Here is a 17,107-nt window from a genome sequence, read left to right as displayed (position 1 = left end):
TTTTTTTTTAATCTTTTTTTAATCTTTTTTGCTAAGCAATCATCAATCTCCTGAATATCACCTATTTAACCTCAAAAAAAATTTTTAATTTTTTTTCTATTTATTCCTGCTTCTCTCCTGATCATTCGTATTGGACCTTATGGGCTCGTTCTTCTTCTTTTCTATTTTATTATCTTTATAGGTTGTATTCTCTAATTGATAGTTTTGAATTCCTTTCCTCTAATGTTTTTATTCAAGTACTTTTTTTATATATATAGGTTGATAGTACACTTTACTATTAATACTTTTTATTGTATCTTTTATTTAACATTATTGTTCTTTACGGAGTCTTTCCAGTTCTGCAGCTACTAAATGATGTGATATTGTTTTTTCTTTAAATATATTGAGTATCTCCTTCTTTTCTTTTTCCGTTGCTCCTAATTGATTTATTATATTGGTAAGATGCATTTTCATATGTCCTTTTTGAATTCCTGTTGTAATTAATGATCGTATTGCAGCAAAATTTTGAGCCAGTCCAGCAACTGCTACAATTTGCATAAGTTTTTCTGCTGAGGGATTATTTAATATTTGTAAGGATGCTATTACTAATGGATGAAGCTTCGTTAAGCCTCCAACTATTCCTAAGGATATAGGCAGATCAAGCCAAAAACGAAATTGATCGTTTTTAATTTCACAATGAGTTAAACTGGTGTATTTCCCTTTATGTGAGGCATAGGTATGTGCACATGCCTCAACTGCTCTAAAATCATTTCCTGTGGCTATTACTACAGAATCAACTCCATTCATAATTCCTTTATTGTGAGTAGCTGCTCTATAAGGTTCTACTTCTGCTATTTCAACTGCTTGTTTAAACTTCCAGGCAAATTCTTCCGGAGGCATTCCGCTGCCGTCCTTTAAGTCTTTTATTTTACAGCTTACTTCCGCTCTCGCCATACAATCGGGTGTATAATTGGAAAGTATAGACATAATAATCTGCAAGCTGTTCTTTTCTTCTTTATTAAATATATTGGATTTTTGAAATTCTGTTTTAAATGTTTTTGAAAATTGTTCTAGGCATGAATTTATAAAGTTTGCTCCCATACTATCTTGTGTATTAAAAGAACCTTTTATCTGATAGTAGTTTTCAAGCTCTTTGGATTTATCTATTAACTCTATATTCACAATTCCTCCTCCTCTCATCTGCATATTCTTAGTGAGATCCTTCGAATGTTTAATAAGTTCTTCTTTTAAATGGGTGTTAAACCATTGTAATAATTTACTTCCTTCTCCTTTATATATGAAGTGTATATGTCCTAATTTAGTGTTTCCTAAAAGTTTCGTTTTAAATCCTCCTTTATCTAACCAAAATTTAGCTGATTTGGAAGCGGCCGCTACTACTGAGCTTTCTTCTATAGCCATGGGCAAGGCATATATTTCATCATTTATTAAAAAATTAGGTGCTATACCATAGGGAAGGTAAAAATTGCTTATAGTGTTTTCTGTAAATTCATCATGTAGTTTTTGCAAATCAGCGTTATGATTCCAATACTGTTCTAATATATTTTTTAAATCTCCTGAACCTCCTCCGTATTGTTGATTTAGCCAGTTAATTTTTTGTTCTTTGTTTAGTTTTGAAAACCCTTCAATAATTTTACTTTTCATCTTATTACTTGATTAAGTCTTTAACAAAAGTAAAATATATAATTATATATCGTAATTATTTACATTTATTGTTAATGACATTTTGTTTTTTTAATACTATAGTTTAGTAACATTCTTTAGAGGTACAATCTTTTATATATAGTATAAGTAATCAAATTATATTTTTTTGAATATTTTTTTATACATTTTACTCTTTTTAAATTATTTTTTAATTTTAGAATTAAAATCCTCTATTTTGTTTACTTTTTTATATTTATTTTTTTAAACTTTTAGTATATATTTGTATTAAAACCTAAAAGTAAATGGAAAACCCATCCACTGCAGTCAATATTGAACAGAAATTAGCTTTTGATTTAGCCAACTATACTAACAAAAACATTTTTATAACCGGAAAGGCGGGAACGGGTAAAACCACTTTTTTAAAGGAATTGAAAAATTCTACTAGAAAAAACACTATTATCGTTGCTCCCACGGGAGTTGCAGCTATTAATGCGGGAGGGGTTACTATACATTCTTTATTCGGGTTTCCTCTTACAAGTTTTATTCCTGTTAATGACGGATGGATTGATCGGAATATTGCTATCACTAAATTAGAACTTCATCAACATTTTAGGTATAATAAAGATAAGAGAAAATTATTTTCGGAGGTTGAATTATTAATTATCGATGAAGTTTCCATGTTGCGTGCGGATATTCTTGATGCTATTAACTGGTCTTTGCAATACACAAGAAAAAATGCTGCTCCTTTTGGAGGTGTACAAATACTTATGATTGGAGACATGTATCAATTACCTCCTGTAATAAAAGAAGAACAATTGAATCTTTTAAAGAATTATTATAAAAGCCTTTTTTTCTTTGATGCATTAGTTTTGCAAAATAATCCTCCGGTATGTATTGAATTCAAAAAAGTATACAGGCAAGATGATCCTGTTTTTATAAATTTATTGAATGCTATTCGATACCAGGATTTTGATTCTATTGATTTTGAATTACTTCATGAAAGATATGATCCTGATTTTATTCCGAAGGAACCCGGTTATATAACTTTGACAACTCATAATTCTATTGCTACTTCCATTAATGAGAATGAATTGAGAAAACTCAATAAACCTATTAAGTTTTTTGAGGCTATTGTAGATGGTGTATTTCCTGAAAACTCTTATCCTACTGATATGGAATTGGTATTAAAAGAGGGCACTCAAATCATGTTCATTCGAAATGACAGCTCCGGCAACAGAAGGTATTTCAACGGAAAAATCGGTATTATTGAAAAAATTGAGGATTTTGAAATTTATGTTCGATTTGAAAATCAAAAAGAATCCTTTTTATTGGAACATGAAGTTTGGAAAAATATAAAATATACTGTTGATCCTGAAACGGGAAAGATTACAGAAGAAGTTTTGGGATCGTTTTCTCAATTTCCCATTCGACTTGCTTGGGCTGTAACCATCCATAAAAGTCAAGGGCTAACTTTTGATAAAGTTATTGTTGATGCAGGAAAATCTTTTGCTTCCGGCCAGGTTTATGTTGCCTTAAGCAGGTGCCGAACTTTGGAAGGAATTATTTTAAAATCTATTATAAGAAATCATAATATTATTCAGGATTCTAAGATAAATGAATTTCAAAATCAAATGTGGAATGTGCATGAGTTAGAAAATACTCTTAATGAAGAGAAATATAATTTTGGACTTGAAACTCTTTTTAAATCTTTATCGGTTCTTTCTTTAACTCATAGGATTCAGGATTGGCGCAAAATGACTATTGAAAAATCTATTCCTGAAAAACAACAGGTTTTGGATTTAATTACTTCTATTGATGAGTGCTTACATTCTCTTTTGTTAATCAATCAAAAATTTCAACGAAATATTCTTTCTCGTTTTAATTCATCAACTATTACCAATAAAGAGGAAATATGGCGAACTATTGAAATGAGGGCTAAAGACGCTGTTGAATATTTTGCTGATGAGCTTTTTCTTAAAGTTTGGAAACCTTTGCAAACTCATTATCTTGATTATAAAAATAAATCAAGAATTTCTCAATATCTTAAATTCATTTGTGAATTTGAAAATGATATCAAAATTAAAACAAAATTTATACTTTCCACGAATCTTATTGATCAACGAATTACATATAAAGAATATATTTTTACTTCTGATTCCGAAACTTTTTCAAAAGCCGATAAAAAGGAAGACACGGTTGATTTAACTTTACAGCTTTTGCAGGAAGGAAAAAATCTTACAGAGGTAGCCAAAGTTAGAAATTTGACGGTTTCTACTATTAGCAATCATGTGGCTAAATTGATTTCTAAAAATAAAGTATCTGTATATGATTTTATCTCTGAGGAAAAGTATGTTTTGATTGAAAAAAAATTAGCTGAGTTAAATACTAAAGAATTAAAACTTATTAAGGAGTCATTGGGAGATGATGTTTCTTACGACGAAATTAAATTTGTACGAAGCGATTTGGGCATATAAATAAACAATACTGTGAGTAATTGAATTCTATTTTTCAAGTACGCGTATATCTACTCTTCTGTTTTGTGCCTTACATTCAGGTGTATCATTAGCTTCACAAACCGGATGCTGTGATCCATATCCTTCAGATGATATTCTTTCTGTTTGTACTCCTGATTTAATTAATTCTTCTTGAACGATTTTTGCTCTATCTTCTGAAACTTTTTTATTAGTTTCTTCTGATCCGGTAGTATCGGTATATCCTCCAATTTTAACTTTAGCTTTAGGAAATGCTTTTAAAATTTGAGATAAATTTTTTATTTGTTTTCCTGATTCTGTAGTTAAAGTGGTTTTACCTGTATCAAAATATACTCGATCTAATGTAATCCAGCCTTTGGTTTTATCTTCACTTACATTTAGAGTTGAATCTTTTAGAAAATTAAACAATTTGGCCTCGGTTGAATTGTTTCCTACTTCGAAAATTTCTTCTCCGTTCGGAAGTTTTATGGTAAATATATCCCCGGTTTCATATATAAAATTTCCTGTTGCAGGATCTAAAGTACCTTGAATGACTGTACCAATTTTATCTACTTCAACCGATTGTTCTTTTTCTAATTTTTCTTTTTCTGCCTGTTGTTTTTCAAGTTCTTCTTTTTTATCTCTGGCACATTCACAACTTGTTATAGTACAAACAATTGTTAAAGCTCCTAAAAATTTTACAAGGGGTTTATATAATTTTTTATTCATATTAATAATTTAATGTAAAAAAATTAACTCACAGTATTATTTATTAAGAAGGTAAATTTACATTAATATTTCATTTAGGAAAATTTTAATAAATAATTATTTTATACCTTATCATATATTTTATTTTTAAGATATTAAATAAATTTAAATTAAAAGAACTTGTATTTGTCGAATACTAATCATTTAAAAAATGATTTATAATTAAAATAAACACATCATTATCTTAATTTTTTTACTATTTTTATTGATCAATTTTCAATTGAGATAATGTGAATTAATTTTATTTTTTTATTATATCTATTAAATTATTTTTTTTTATTTTTTTAATATATTAATTGATTTTTTTTTATATTATATTTGACCATTTGCAATAGTTTAATAATGAAATATAAAAATATAGTATACATTTTCTTGATTGCAATTATCATTAAAATAGTATATATTTTTACAGCAGTCTTTATTTTAAAGAACACTATAGATTATTCTAATTTTAACACTTTTATTGGAGATATTTTTTTTAGATGGGACTCCCATAAATACTATTCTTTAATAATAAATGGATACCCACATTCATCACCGGAGATTTTAGCTGAAAAAGATCATATTTGGGCTTTTTTTCCGCTATATCCCGGAATTATTTCTGTTTTAATGAAAATATTTTCTTTAAGTTTTAACACAGCTGCATTTTTTTGGTCTCTTGTATCTTCTTTAGCTGCTTTTCTAGGAATTTACTGGTTTTGTAACATTTATTTTAACAATACTAAAAAATCATTATTTATAACTATACTTTTTTTATTTCTCCCATTTAGTTACTACTTTTCAGCTTTTTTAACTGAAAGTACTTTTTTACTTTTATTAATATTTTCATTTATTAGTATTTATAAGAAAAAATATTTTATCTTCTCGATTCTATCTTCTTTGCTTGTTCTTGTTAGAGCTAATGGAATGTTATCGGTATTTATCCTTTTTTTATTTTTTTTAGAAAATAAAGGAATCATTTCTGGATATTTTAGATTTAATTTTTCAATTAAAAAAGAACTTGTTATTAAGTCATTATTTTTCGTTCCTCCTGTATTAGTATTTCTATGCTATTGCTTATATCAATATTATATGACCGGAGATTTTTTTGCTTTTTCAACAGTACAGAAGGCTTGGGGAAGAACAGGCGGAATTCCTCATGACTTTATTATTTTTAGAATTCCTTTAGCGTTACTATCTTTATTTTTGTTTGTTTATTTTTTAAATGTTAAAAAAAATCAATTAAGTTTTACTCTAATGATTATTTTGAATCTATTACTTCCTATTTCAACTGGGACTTTTGGTTCTATTCCAAGATACAGTTGTACATTATTTCCACTTTATATAATAGTTGGTAATGCTGTTAACAACACAAAAATAAAATGGCTTATTGTTGCTTTAACTTTCTCTATACAAATTTATTACTATATTTTATGGTTGAAACTTAGTTTTGTCACTGCTTGATCAATTAATTACATTTAAACTACAAACTATATATAGATTTTTAGATTATTTAAATTACTAACTTGAAAAATAGAAGTTTTTTAGTAACTATATATGTTTATTTATATTAAAAAAGATCAAATTATTTTCAGTCAATAGAAGCCGGGATATTGATATTTTTATTATTAACCCCATACAAATGTTTAAAAATAAATAATCTCTTATAAGTCAAAAAGTTTACTTTATCTTACTTTAAAAAAATGATCATAAATTTATAAGGGTTTAAATTTTATATATCTCATTGTAGAAAAGAATGAAATATTTTTGGATTCCAATTTTTTAAACTCGTCGAGTTTATTTCATTAAATATCTGTCTCCCCTAATTAATCTAACTTAAATTTTAACATTAAAAGATAGAAATGTATTTTTTCATCAGGTTTATAAAAATCATAAATTATCTCGTACCATAATTAGCCAATTGTATATTGGGAACTACTTATAAATTCCGGCTTATTTCCGTTGAAGAAGATAGTAGTAAGCTTTTATACACTTATTTTAAAATAAGAAAAATTTATTTAAATCTTTACGTTGTTATTAATTTACTTTCACAAAATAAAACGCTGATTATATAATTATTAACAAAATATAAAGATGATAATTAATTTATCATTTAAGAATTCTACAAGAAATAAGGGCATGAATAATGGATTCAGGAAAAATATCTTCATCGTATATATTATTCAATAATTCGTCAAGATCATAGGATGAAATCTGATAATCATAATATAATTTAGGTATATTATTTTTTTTAAAAAGGTAAAGGGTTTGTTCAAAACGATTGTAAGTTTTTTCAAGAATCGTTATCTTTTGTTGTATGGATTCAAAACTAATTTCAAATTGGTTTATTTTCTGATCTAATTCAGCTATCTTTTCCAACAATATATCATCTTCTGTTGATCTAGTTTGTAATGTTATATCATGAAGTCGTTGTTGAGATTGACTTTGTAGCATTTTAGCCAATCGATTAGATATTTTTCTAAATTCATTACTTTCACCCGATCGAGTTTCAATTAATTCATTTTCTATATCCTGTTTCTGTTTTTTATAATAAGCCAAATACTCCTCAGTTTGTTTCAATTCTAATTTGAGTTTAGGCAACTTTAAGTTTTTTTCAACATCATATTCTTTTTGATCTTTCTGCTCTAATAAAGATAGGCATAAATTTTTTTCAGATTCATAGCATATTTTAGACTCTTCAACTAAAGCAATTAATATTTTATGGTTATTATAATTTTCAGAAAAATTTATAAATCTAGCAATCCAATTATCTAAATTACGAATAATCCCAGAACCTTTATAACTAATTTCTCCATAATCACGATCAATCAAATAATTATAATATCGATTTTGATTGTACTTTTCTATTTTAGTTGAAAACTGTTGGTTTGAGGTTTCAATTTTTTTTTTATCTAGATTTAATTTTTCCTTAGAAACATTATATCGATTTAAAAGAGATATATACTCTGAATCATTGTCTAAACGTACAAGCTTTAGCTTATAAAAATCATCTAATCTGATAAGAATATTATCTATTTTTTGTTGATAATCATTGATTAGAATATCTAATTTATCAGATTTACGTTTCAAATTACTATTCAATTCTTGTAAATTCTTAATCGCTGTTTGTATTTGAGAATCTTCATTTTTGGGCGATTCCAGTAAATAAATAGTAGCTATCTTTTGGAATATTTTTACCTGTTCATTTTTTAATTTCGAAATTTTTTCATGAGTAACATCAATTTCTTTTTTCGTGATTTCAATAGAAGCTTTAATTTCCAACCCTTTCTTGGCTATTCTATTTTCGATTTTTTCTGTATCCATTTTTTATTCTAAAATTCAACCTGCTTTAATTAAATTTGGACAATGTAAATTTAATTATATATTTAGTTTGTATAAATATTGATAAATCTTCTTTTACTTTTTGAGTAACAAAAGTTAACTTAATAAGTATTTTAGAAACTTTCAGATCAATATTTTGTGCAACCAAAATAGCAATTAAAGTTTCAATTTATTTGCTGAAATTTTAGCGTAAATAAATGGATTTTTCATTGTTATTAGCATGCTATTTAAGTTGATCAATATATTTAAAAATGTAATTTGTTACAATATGATAACATATTAGAAAATTTAATGATATTATACAAAACCAAATAAATATCATAACTGGAGTTAATAAAGCATACCGAAACCATTTAAAGAAAACTCCACGCTTTATATAACAAAAAGCAAGAAAATGCTGAAACTTTGATCTTTTCGATTCTATAAAATGTAAACGATTATCAAACCACTGATCAATTCCCATTTCAATAGTCTCATTATCTACATCCAGACCCTGAGATTGATAATAATTTTTGATGCCATGCTCTAAATTATTGCGTAATTTATCACGATCAAGATGCTCATTTAATAATTGTTGTTTTTGATGTAATTCATCAATTATTGCCATTGCACCTAATTGGTCACTAACTTTTATTTCATCCATTAATCATTTACTTTCAATAAAATATTATTAAAGCGTTGTTTACCATCCTCAACAATACGATCAATTTCTTTCGCATTATCAATTGACTCATTTCTTAGTTCAGCAATTAATTGATTACTTGATTCTTGATAATTAACAATTGCTTCAACCAAAGCTCTTAATGAATCAGCTTTTATAGTTGAACCATATCCAGCTCTCAAACCTTCTTCTAGTTGCTTATTTCCTATTTTAGCAATACTTTCTATTCCTTTATTCATACCATCTTTCATTGCTTCTAATGTCTTGGTACTTTCACTTAAGCCATTTAATGAAGTGATAGAGGCACTTAAAGCTGTGAATACAACTTCATTGGTCGAAAAAAAACTCACGCTTTGTTGATAAACACGTTCTTTTACAGAGGTTGTTTGCTGTAATCTGGCAAATACAGCTTCCGCTGAATTATAAGAAACCAATAAATTATTTGATAAATCTAAAACTATTTGATAACGGCTATCCTCTTTTTGCAAATTGCGTAGCGCTTCATCTCGCAATAGCTCTAACCGTGCACGAGCTAAATTATCATTATCAGTAAAATTATCAACTTCTGCAATTGCTAATGATAACTTTTGTTTACACTCTTCAAGGCGGGCAGTAGCAATCTCTAATACTTCTTCTGCTAAGATTTGAGCTTGTTTTAAACCAAATCGAAAGTCTTGATAAGCATTCAATATTACACGTTCTCGTTCAATCTGATTTCCTGTTTCTTTAGCAACATCTAAATAGGTTTTCTTAATCAAGTTAAAACGATCTGGAATTGAACCTCGTATAAAGGTCATCCAACCCATTTTGATTTTTTCTAAAAAATCTAATTTACCATCATCTAGCCAATTTAACATTTTTTCCATATCGGCACGAATGCTATCAAAATATACAACAATTTTTGTATAACGATCGGAAGCGTGAACACCATCAATTTGCTCTCGAACTACTTCATTAAATGCACTTTGTTGTTGTAAAGTGCGAGCTATAGCTATAATTCGATTTTTGTCAATTTCAGCAACATGATCTAATAATTTTAAAATCGGCGCATCAGATTGAGGTTTTATTAAAATACCGATTTTATTTAACTTTTGTACAGCTCTATCTACATAAGTAATTAAATGATTAGACATCTTATAATATCTTTTTAAGTTTTTTGCAAACATATAAAATTTTTAATCATTTATTTTAATTGTATGTATAATATGTTAATATAATTTGATCTTAATATAATTATAGTCAAAGATTTTAGATGGTTATTGTTTGGGATTGTTTATAAAAATTTGATTGAAAAATCTGATAAAATATTTAATTAATTAAATAAAAAAGTAATCATTTCAATAAGAACATGGATTATTTGCATAATGATTGATACATGATTAAAATTTTTAAAAAAAGAATAATAAGATCTTTTAAAAACAGCATAATAGCTAACAATATAAACATTTTGAATGTATTTAATTGTATTTCTTTATTAAGTCAAATTATCTTTCAATTTTATGTCCGTTATGTTTATTATTTCCAGAAATCATTAATATGTATCTAAAATATGTATCTAAGGAAAAAACCTTATCACAGTTATCCTATTATCATGACTAAATATCCTGAAATTTTTATTCCCATAAATCTTAAATCGATCTGAACATTAAAATAAAATTATCTATTATAAATTTTGACAGATGTTTTCAAGATATCATTCTTCGCATATTTGATTAATAATAGAATATTAACCTTAAAACCAAAAAATTTAAAAAATAAAGAAAAGCAATCCAAAATTACTTTTCTGGATTCTGTTTCTTACTCTTGAAGATAATTACAAAAAATACGATAAAGTATACATGAATTTTTAAATTTTAAAAACTAAATTTGTCGTAAATTATATTACATGTTTGAATAGATCTTTAATAATAGAGATAATATATTTCGTAAGGACGATGGATGCGGGAAAGAGCTTGTTGATGTGGAACAATATTCCATAGACTTATTTCTCAAATATTTATCCAATTTAAAAGGAAAAATCTACAAATCAATTATCAAAGATGAATTTCAATAAAATAAATAAGCATTCTTAAAACTTAAGAAGTCAAGCCCAACTATAAAAATGCTTTGACAGGGGTTTTGTGCTCCAACAATATATATAAATATGGGAATAAAAAATGCAAAAAATACCTTATCGTTTTTCAGAGACATATGTAAATATCTTTTCCTTAACTATTAAAACTGATTTTTATGTTCGTATTTTCTCTAAATAAAAACCAATTGTCTGAACTAAAAGAAAAGCCTTTTAAATTGGAAAAGGAAATTCAATTATTATTTGAAAACAATATGGAAATCTTAACAGGATTAATGTATATTAAATCGGAATTTACGATTAAAAATAGCCGGATTGACACCCTTGCTTTTGACATGGAAAGTAAAGCCTTTGTTATCATTGAGTATAAAAGAGAACGGAATTACAGTATTATAGACCAGGGCGTTTCTTATCTTAATCTGATGCTTGAGTATAAAGCCGATTTTATTGTCGAATATAATGAAACCCAAAAGCATTCCATTAAAAGGAATGAGGTGGATTGGTCGCAAAGCCGAATTATATTTGTTTCCCCTTTCTTTACCGAATTTCAAAAACAATCTTCCAATTTTAAGGATTTAGCTATAGAATTATGGGAGATTAAACGTTATGAAAATAATAGTCTCATAATAAATCCGATAAAAAAATCGAAATCAGCTCCTAGTATTAAACAGATACAAAGTGACAGAAACTCTAAAATATCAAAAGTAACTAACGCTATAAAAGTATTTACAGAAGAGGATCATTTGGATCACAAATCTGAAGAGGTTAAAGAATTATACGAAATGTATAAAAATGCGATTTTAAACCTTCCTGCTAATATTGAAACAGAGCCTAAAAAACTATATATTGCTTTCAAAAAAGATAAAAATATTGCAGATATTGTACTATTAAAAAAAGGGTTGAAAATTTTTATAAATAAGAAAAGTGGAGAATTGGATGATCCTAAAAAATTGACGAGAGATGTATCTAAAGTTGGACATTGGGGAAATGGAGATTATGAACTTATTGTTGAGGATACGCATAACTTAGAATATATTATGAGTTTAATAAAACAGGCTTTATAGATTAAAAAATATCTATTTTTCTAATTATATCATTTTTTTATTATATTATCTAACCTGTTCTACATAATTATTTAATAGTATTTAGATCAAAATTAAATCCGATATACAAACTAAAAAAATAATTCTTCTCATTATTCAGAAAATTATAGGTAGCTATTTCAAATTCTATATTTTAACGATTTCATTAGATTTATTTTTAATAAAATCTTTAGTAACAATTATTTATTTCAACCATTTTAAGAACATAAATAATGAACTATTATTTTATAATAAATAAAAAAACCCCTATAAATATAATATTTAAAGAGGCCTAATAATATTTTTAGAGTAATAAACTACTCTTGAAGATTGTGATCGCGAAAGGACAATAAAAATCACATTAAAGGAGCATAATATTCAATAAAAATAATAAAATAGTCCTAAGAAACGTTTAATATTTTTTGATCATAAGTTAAATAATATTCCTACTGTTAATTTTTCACTAATTGAAAATTATTTCATTAAGTAAAATTTGAAAGTGGAGTATCTATTTCCAAAAATTAAGAATTAAATGGTAAACTTTATAAAAAATTGTTTATCATTTAAATAAAGATTAACTAAAAGATAATCTTCATTTTTTTATTATCAATCTATTTCCGATAAAACAGCTATAGTATTCCATTTAAAAAATATTAAACAATTCAGTTTGTCTAATACTAGCACTAAAATAATCATGAATTATTTTAATTTCACTAGCAACCTTATAATTAATAATACACTTACCAAATATATTTTAAAAATATAGTTAAGAATAATTTATTAATATCATATATTATATCAATTCTGGGTGGAGAAATAAATAAAAGATTATATTAATTTAAAAAATTAATAACATTCAAAGGTATTGTAAAGAAAAAGTTTCCCGATTCTTCTTTAATAAATAAAAGAACTGTACCCGAACCTTGTAAGAATAAAATCGTCTTATCTGTATCTATATTAGATTTGATATAAGCGTATAATACACTTTATTATGTATAAAGTTTTATATAACTTTATTTTAACGAAATCAACAATTATATCATCTATCTTCTGACTATATAATAATTGAAAAGCAAAAAACAAAAAACAAGCTATAAAAGAGAGTTTCATTAAGTTTTTTTGTAGAAAATAAAAAAGACTTTCAAAAAATTGAAAGTCTTTATAATTATATTGTGATCGCGAAAGGATAGAAACCCAGACTTGTAACCTGCTTATTTTCCAACATATAACAATTTTCAAATTCTGACAGGGGGATGTATAGGGGGAATTATTTTACAAAATTACATATTCAAGCTCTACCCTTAGATGTGCTATGATTCCTTGCAACCATTTAACAATTTTATCTTCATCATCAATTTTATGAACATGTCCTTGGCTACTTTGCCAATTACCATTCATAGCAAAATGAATTTTATTAACATCAATAACTTTCTGTTTTTCGTCCTCCAATATTAATAAAAAATCATCTTTATCAAAAGTTTTTGAATATTCCTCAAACGTTCTTTCAATTGCTTGATTTGCAGTAATATGCCAATGAGGTTGAGAATGATTTTCATTAGGATTGTAATTATCATCCCACTCTGCTCTAAATAATTGATATTTTCTATAATCACTATCTTCACCTTGAAAGACAGATAAAGAAATATATGTATGAAATATATTATTATTTTTATTAGGTAATTTCTCTGTTATGATAATAAATTTTATTTCTAAAAATATCCAGAAATCTCTAAACCATTTTAAAACATCTACCGACTCAGAGGGATAATCAAATCTATTCAAAGCCTTAGAAGAACCCTCTATTCTATAAAAAATACTAGTATGACTCCTTGTATATGATTTTAACCTAAAAGGATTAATAAATAGGTTTTTACAATTTATATTAATGGAATCTATTAATTTTTGAGGCTCTATCATGAACAATATTATTAATTATTTCACACATTAAGATAGAAAAAACTCCTTAAAATATCATCTATTACTTGTTTAACATAGACATTGCCTGATTCTAATTCTTTTCCTAATTCTATCAATCTAAAATATACATCTGGATTTTTTTCGAATGTTAAATGAGCCTCTGGAATAGGTATATTACTTGTATTTTTTTTCCCAAGATCATACCATTCTCCACCAGCAAGTTGTTTAGAATAAATTGATAATAATCTATTAAAAATATTACTTGAAAAGAATGCTAAATAAAAATAATAGTCGTCAAAAGTAAATTCTTTTTTTGGAATCCAACCATTTCCTCTTTCAATAACATACTCCCCTAATTTATCTAAACCAAAAGAATTTGCATTACCAAACTCCGTCGAATATAACCTTTTCTCTTTATTAATTAGCCATGCTCTATGTTCACTTAAAATCCACCAAGAGTTCTCATCTTTTCTAGCCCTATTAGACAACTGTTCTTTGAAAGAACTTAACTTTTCATAAGAATATGGAGCAATTTCCCTAAAAGTCTCTTCGTTTTTTATTATTAAACCTTTCTCATCATAGGGATACCAAACATAATTTTTTATTTCTATCTTCCCATTTTTTATTGATTCATTATTAATCATTTTTCGATAAAATCTTTTTTCTGAAATAGGTATGTCTTCAAATTGGGATAGCTTAATAATAAACATTTTACTCCCTGTTCTAATACCTTGTTTAACGGAAAAAAGATTTGAGACTCTTGTTAATAATCCATCTTGCACAAAACGCTCAATATTTTTTTTGAATTTAGTTTCTGCTAATGAAATTATTTTCCAATTATCAGAAATAATAGGAAATTCTGTAGAAGTATAAATACTATAATTTTTTTCCTCAACTGCTTGTTGATTATTAATATCCATTCTTCTTAAATCTCTTAAAACATTTTGAACTATTCCTTTTTCATTTTTACTCCATATTAATTTGGGTAAATCACGTGTTTTCGGTTTTTGCCCAATAAAAAAACTGACATCAGTTAATGCATCCTCAAAAACAAAATTTCCAAGTTTAGCAATTATTTTTATTGTCAGATCTTCATTAATTTCATTTCGTAAATTATTATATGAAGCATATGTAAAAATAGAAGATGGTAAAATACACCCTAATATTCCTTGATTATTCAGAGACTTTACCGATTTATAAAAAAAAGCACTCGCTAAATTTGGTTTTCCTTTTCTCACTTCACCCCCTAATATTTCTAATACGACATCTCTTTCTTTCTTATTTTTCAATAACTCCCAAGACAGAAATGGAGGATTCATTAATATTAGGTCAAAATCATCATCCCATTTTTCTTCAAGCGAGTTATTTACTTGCCTCACTTCAAAAGTCATATTATCGTCATTCCATTGTGTCCTCTTTTCATATTGTAATAAAAATTTAGATGTATTTACAGCACTTTCTGAAATATCCCAACCTTTTACATCTATTTCCCCAGAATAACCTAAATTCTTAAGTTGTTTTAATACTTCTATTAAAAATTCAGACGAACCACAAGCAGGATCAAAAATTTTTATTTTTTTTACCGAAAAATCTAAATATTTTAAACAATTTTCAACTATTGAACGAGCTAAAAATTGAGGAGTATAATGTATACTTGAATACATATCTTCCTTCATGAATAATTGATTAGAAATACCTCCAAATAAATCTCGTTGAGGATTAAAATAAATCACTTCCCGATGAGCTTCTTGAAATAAAGTTCCAGAAACATGACGTAAAATCAAATCAAGTCTTGGGTTAATAGATTTAACACCCAGCTTCATCAATTCAACAAAATAATCAAATTGACTGGGAATCTCACTATCCCTAATTCCCCATTTTTCATAATCTATATTTGAATAATCCTCTTCTAAACTTATTAATAATTTAAAAAGTAAATTTAAAGCATCTGATGGTTTTTCTCTTTCAAGAGTGACATTCCGTAGTCTTCTAAAAATATCTAAGACAAAGGGTACCACATCACTTTCTGTCTTATATGATTTAGATAACAGATATTTATAAAATCTATCTGAATAATTCTCTACCTGTTGTTTAGGAATGGTTTCTACTTCTTCACTTAACCAATTATAAACTTTTATATTATCGTTATTAATTACAACAAAATTTTTAGTATTTGTTGACCACGATTTTTCAAAATAAGACTCTATTATATCCTCCTTTGAAGAAATTTCCAAACAAAAATCAGCATATCCTCCATTTAACATGAGAAACTTCATATCACCAATATTAGGATTAAGATGGATTGGAAGTAATCCAAAACTTCTTGTCCAATTATCTATTACAGCTAAATCTCTCATTATAATATTTATGCAAAAGTAAAAAATAATTGATTAGCAAAAATATTCATTAATTACTCTTTTTATGGAATTAAATATAAATATATATAATAAATAATATCTAATTTTAAGTCATATTTTTATTTAGTTTAACAAATTTAAATTGTAATTAAAACATTTTTAACTATTTATAATAATTAGTTTTACTAATTCTTCAATTTCCCAGCAGACCAGAATACAAAGTCCATTTTTTTTATTTCATTGATTTTGTATTCTTTAAATCTTTCATCAAAATATACATTCATCTTAGGCAACAAATGTTTATTCAAAATTTCTTTGTAGACATTTTTTATTTCTTCATACTGCTTCATATAGATTTTCAACTTTTCATCGAACGGAGAAACATAAGGTCTAACAAAACTAAACATTCTAGCTACTCCACTATCGTAAATAGGCATTTGTTCATCTATCATATTTAGCATTTTAGTAGTAAAAGAAAATTGAAAAGTGTTTAGCCCTCTTCTGCTAGGAATTTCATACAAACGTTGTAATACATCAGAAAAGTTAAAAAAATTTTGATTTCTATACTCTTCCAGAATAATAAAATATTCATTTTTAAATTCAGAGGTTAATCCTGCATTATCTAATCTATAAAAACTTCTATATACAAATTGAAACAAGTAATTCTTCCTTACATCAAAATCAGCAAATTGCTTTTTCAAGAAATTATATGTCACAATACTTTCAAATTCAATATTTTCAACAATTTCATCAGAATTCTCCTCTATGAAATCTATAATTTTTTTAGTTTCAGTCATTTTCATAATAAAGGGATAAGT

General features: G+C 26.1%; 11 protein-coding genes. 3 read left to right on the top strand and 8 right to left on the bottom strand.

Features of this window, described 5'->3' with window-relative positions; translation table 11 throughout:
• Positions 1-309: 309 nt before the first annotated feature.
• Complete coding sequence (locus tag GFV00_RS09065; protein ID WP_160557678.1) at positions 310-1,641, bottom strand: hydroxymethylglutaryl-CoA reductase, degradative; 1,332 nt, start codon at positions 1,639-1,641, stop codon at positions 310-312.
• Positions 1,642-1,943: 302 nt separating this feature from the next.
• On the opposite strand from GFV00_RS09065, the gene GFV00_RS09060 reads away from it, so the two are divergent.
• Positions 1,944-4,115 carry a helix-turn-helix domain-containing protein gene (locus GFV00_RS09060; RefSeq protein WP_160557679.1) on the top strand — a complete coding sequence of 724 codons (2,172 nt, stop codon included), beginning with the start codon at positions 1,944-1,946 and terminating at the stop codon, positions 4,113-4,115.
• 27 nt (positions 4,116-4,142) lie between these two features.
• On the opposite strand, the gene GFV00_RS09055 is transcribed toward GFV00_RS09060, so the two are convergent.
• On the bottom strand, positions 4,143-4,841 hold the full coding sequence (locus GFV00_RS09055; protein ID WP_160557680.1) for an OmpA family protein: 699 nt from the start codon (positions 4,839-4,841) through the stop codon (positions 4,143-4,145).
• Positions 4,842-5,222: 381 nt separating this feature from the next.
• On the opposite strand from GFV00_RS09055, the gene GFV00_RS09050 reads away from it, so the two are divergent.
• Positions 5,223-6,323, top strand: a complete 1,101-nt coding sequence (locus GFV00_RS09050) for a hypothetical protein (protein ID WP_160557681.1) — start codon at positions 5,223-5,225, stop codon at positions 6,321-6,323.
• Between the two features lie 645 nt (positions 6,324-6,968).
• On the opposite strand, the gene GFV00_RS09045 is transcribed toward GFV00_RS09050, so the two are convergent.
• The 3 genes from GFV00_RS09045 to GFV00_RS09035 all read right to left on the bottom strand — a co-directional run bounded on the left by GFV00_RS09045 (position 6,969) and on the right by GFV00_RS09035 (position 10,028).
• Positions 6,969-8,183, bottom strand: coding sequence for a hypothetical protein (locus GFV00_RS09045; RefSeq protein WP_160557682.1), 1,215 nt, complete (start codon positions 8,181-8,183; stop codon positions 6,969-6,971).
• A 241-nt stretch (positions 8,184-8,424) separates the two neighbouring features.
• Complete coding sequence (locus tag GFV00_RS09040; protein WP_160557683.1) at positions 8,425-8,844, bottom strand: DUF6384 family protein; 420 nt, start codon at positions 8,842-8,844, stop codon at positions 8,425-8,427.
• Positions 8,844-10,028 (bottom strand): hypothetical protein, encoded by a 1,185-nt coding sequence (locus GFV00_RS09035; protein ID WP_221411033.1) that lies wholly within the window; start codon positions 10,026-10,028, stop codon positions 8,844-8,846. The genes GFV00_RS09040 and GFV00_RS09035 overlap by 1 nt, the downstream gene beginning before the upstream one ends.
• 1,063 nt (positions 10,029-11,091) lie before the next feature.
• Between GFV00_RS09035 and GFV00_RS09030 the strand changes: the two genes are divergently transcribed.
• On the top strand, positions 11,092-11,997 hold the full coding sequence (locus GFV00_RS09030) for a DUF5655 domain-containing protein (RefSeq protein WP_160557684.1): 906 nt from the start codon (positions 11,092-11,094) through the stop codon (positions 11,995-11,997).
• Between the two features lie 1,290 nt (positions 11,998-13,287).
• Here GFV00_RS09030 and GFV00_RS09025 read toward each other — a convergent pair.
• The 3 genes from GFV00_RS09025 to GFV00_RS09015 all read right to left on the bottom strand — a co-directional run bounded on the left by GFV00_RS09025 (position 13,288) and on the right by GFV00_RS09015 (position 17,092).
• A complete protein-coding gene (locus GFV00_RS09025; protein ID WP_160557685.1) occupies positions 13,288-13,932 on the bottom strand; it encodes a hypothetical protein in 645 nt (214 codons plus the stop codon).
• Between the two features lie 20 nt (positions 13,933-13,952).
• Positions 13,953-16,208 carry a class I SAM-dependent DNA methyltransferase gene (locus GFV00_RS09020; protein ID WP_221411206.1) on the bottom strand — a complete coding sequence of 752 codons (2,256 nt, stop codon included), beginning with the start codon at positions 16,206-16,208 and terminating at the stop codon, positions 13,953-13,955.
• 266 nt (positions 16,209-16,474) lie between these two features.
• Complete coding sequence (locus GFV00_RS09015) at positions 16,475-17,092, bottom strand: hypothetical protein (protein ID WP_160557687.1); 618 nt, start codon at positions 17,090-17,092, stop codon at positions 16,475-16,477.
• Positions 17,093-17,107: the final 15 nt, after the last annotated feature.

Origin of the sequence: Apibacter sp. B3935 (genome assembly GCF_009827705.1) — a bacterium.
GTDB lineage: Bacteria > Bacteroidota > Bacteroidia > Flavobacteriales > Weeksellaceae > Apibacter.
The sequence above is the reverse complement of the archived record's forward strand: the minus strand, read 5'-3'. Positions and strand labels throughout refer to the sequence as shown.

What these genes read in the sequence shown, in the direction of transcription:
- GFV00_RS09065 (WP_160557678.1), bottom strand. Translation starts at nt 1,641, where the DNA reads ATGAAAAGTAAAATTATTGAAGGGTTTTCAAAACTAAACAAAGAACAA.
- GFV00_RS09060 (WP_160557679.1), top strand. Translation starts at nt 1,944, where the DNA reads ATGGAAAACCCATCCACTGCAGTCAATATTGAACAGAAATTAGCTTTT.
- GFV00_RS09055 (WP_160557680.1), bottom strand. Translation starts at nt 4,841, where the DNA reads ATGAATAAAAAATTATATAAACCCCTTGTAAAATTTTTAGGAGCTTTA.
- GFV00_RS09050 (WP_160557681.1), top strand. Translation starts at nt 5,223, where the DNA reads ATGAAATATAAAAATATAGTATACATTTTCTTGATTGCAATTATCATT.
- GFV00_RS09045 (WP_160557682.1), bottom strand. Translation starts at nt 8,183, where the DNA reads ATGGATACAGAAAAAATCGAAAATAGAATAGCCAAGAAAGGGTTGGAA.
- GFV00_RS09040 (WP_160557683.1), bottom strand. Translation starts at nt 8,844, where the DNA reads ATGGATGAAATAAAAGTTAGTGACCAATTAGGTGCAATGGCAATAATT.
- GFV00_RS09035 (WP_221411033.1), bottom strand. Translation starts at nt 10,028, where the DNA reads ATGTTTGCAAAAAACTTAAAAAGATATTATAAGATGTCTAATCATTTA.
- GFV00_RS09030 (WP_160557684.1), top strand. Translation starts at nt 11,092, where the DNA reads ATGTTCGTATTTTCTCTAAATAAAAACCAATTGTCTGAACTAAAAGAA.
- GFV00_RS09025 (WP_160557685.1), bottom strand. Translation starts at nt 13,932, where the DNA reads ATGATAGAGCCTCAAAAATTAATAGATTCCATTAATATAAATTGTAAA.
- GFV00_RS09020 (WP_221411206.1), bottom strand. Translation starts at nt 16,208, where the DNA reads ATGAAGTTTCTCATGTTAAATGGAGGATATGCTGATTTTTGTTTGGAA.
- GFV00_RS09015 (WP_160557687.1), bottom strand. Translation starts at nt 17,092, where the DNA reads ATGAAAATGACTGAAACTAAAAAAATTATAGATTTCATAGAGGAGAAT.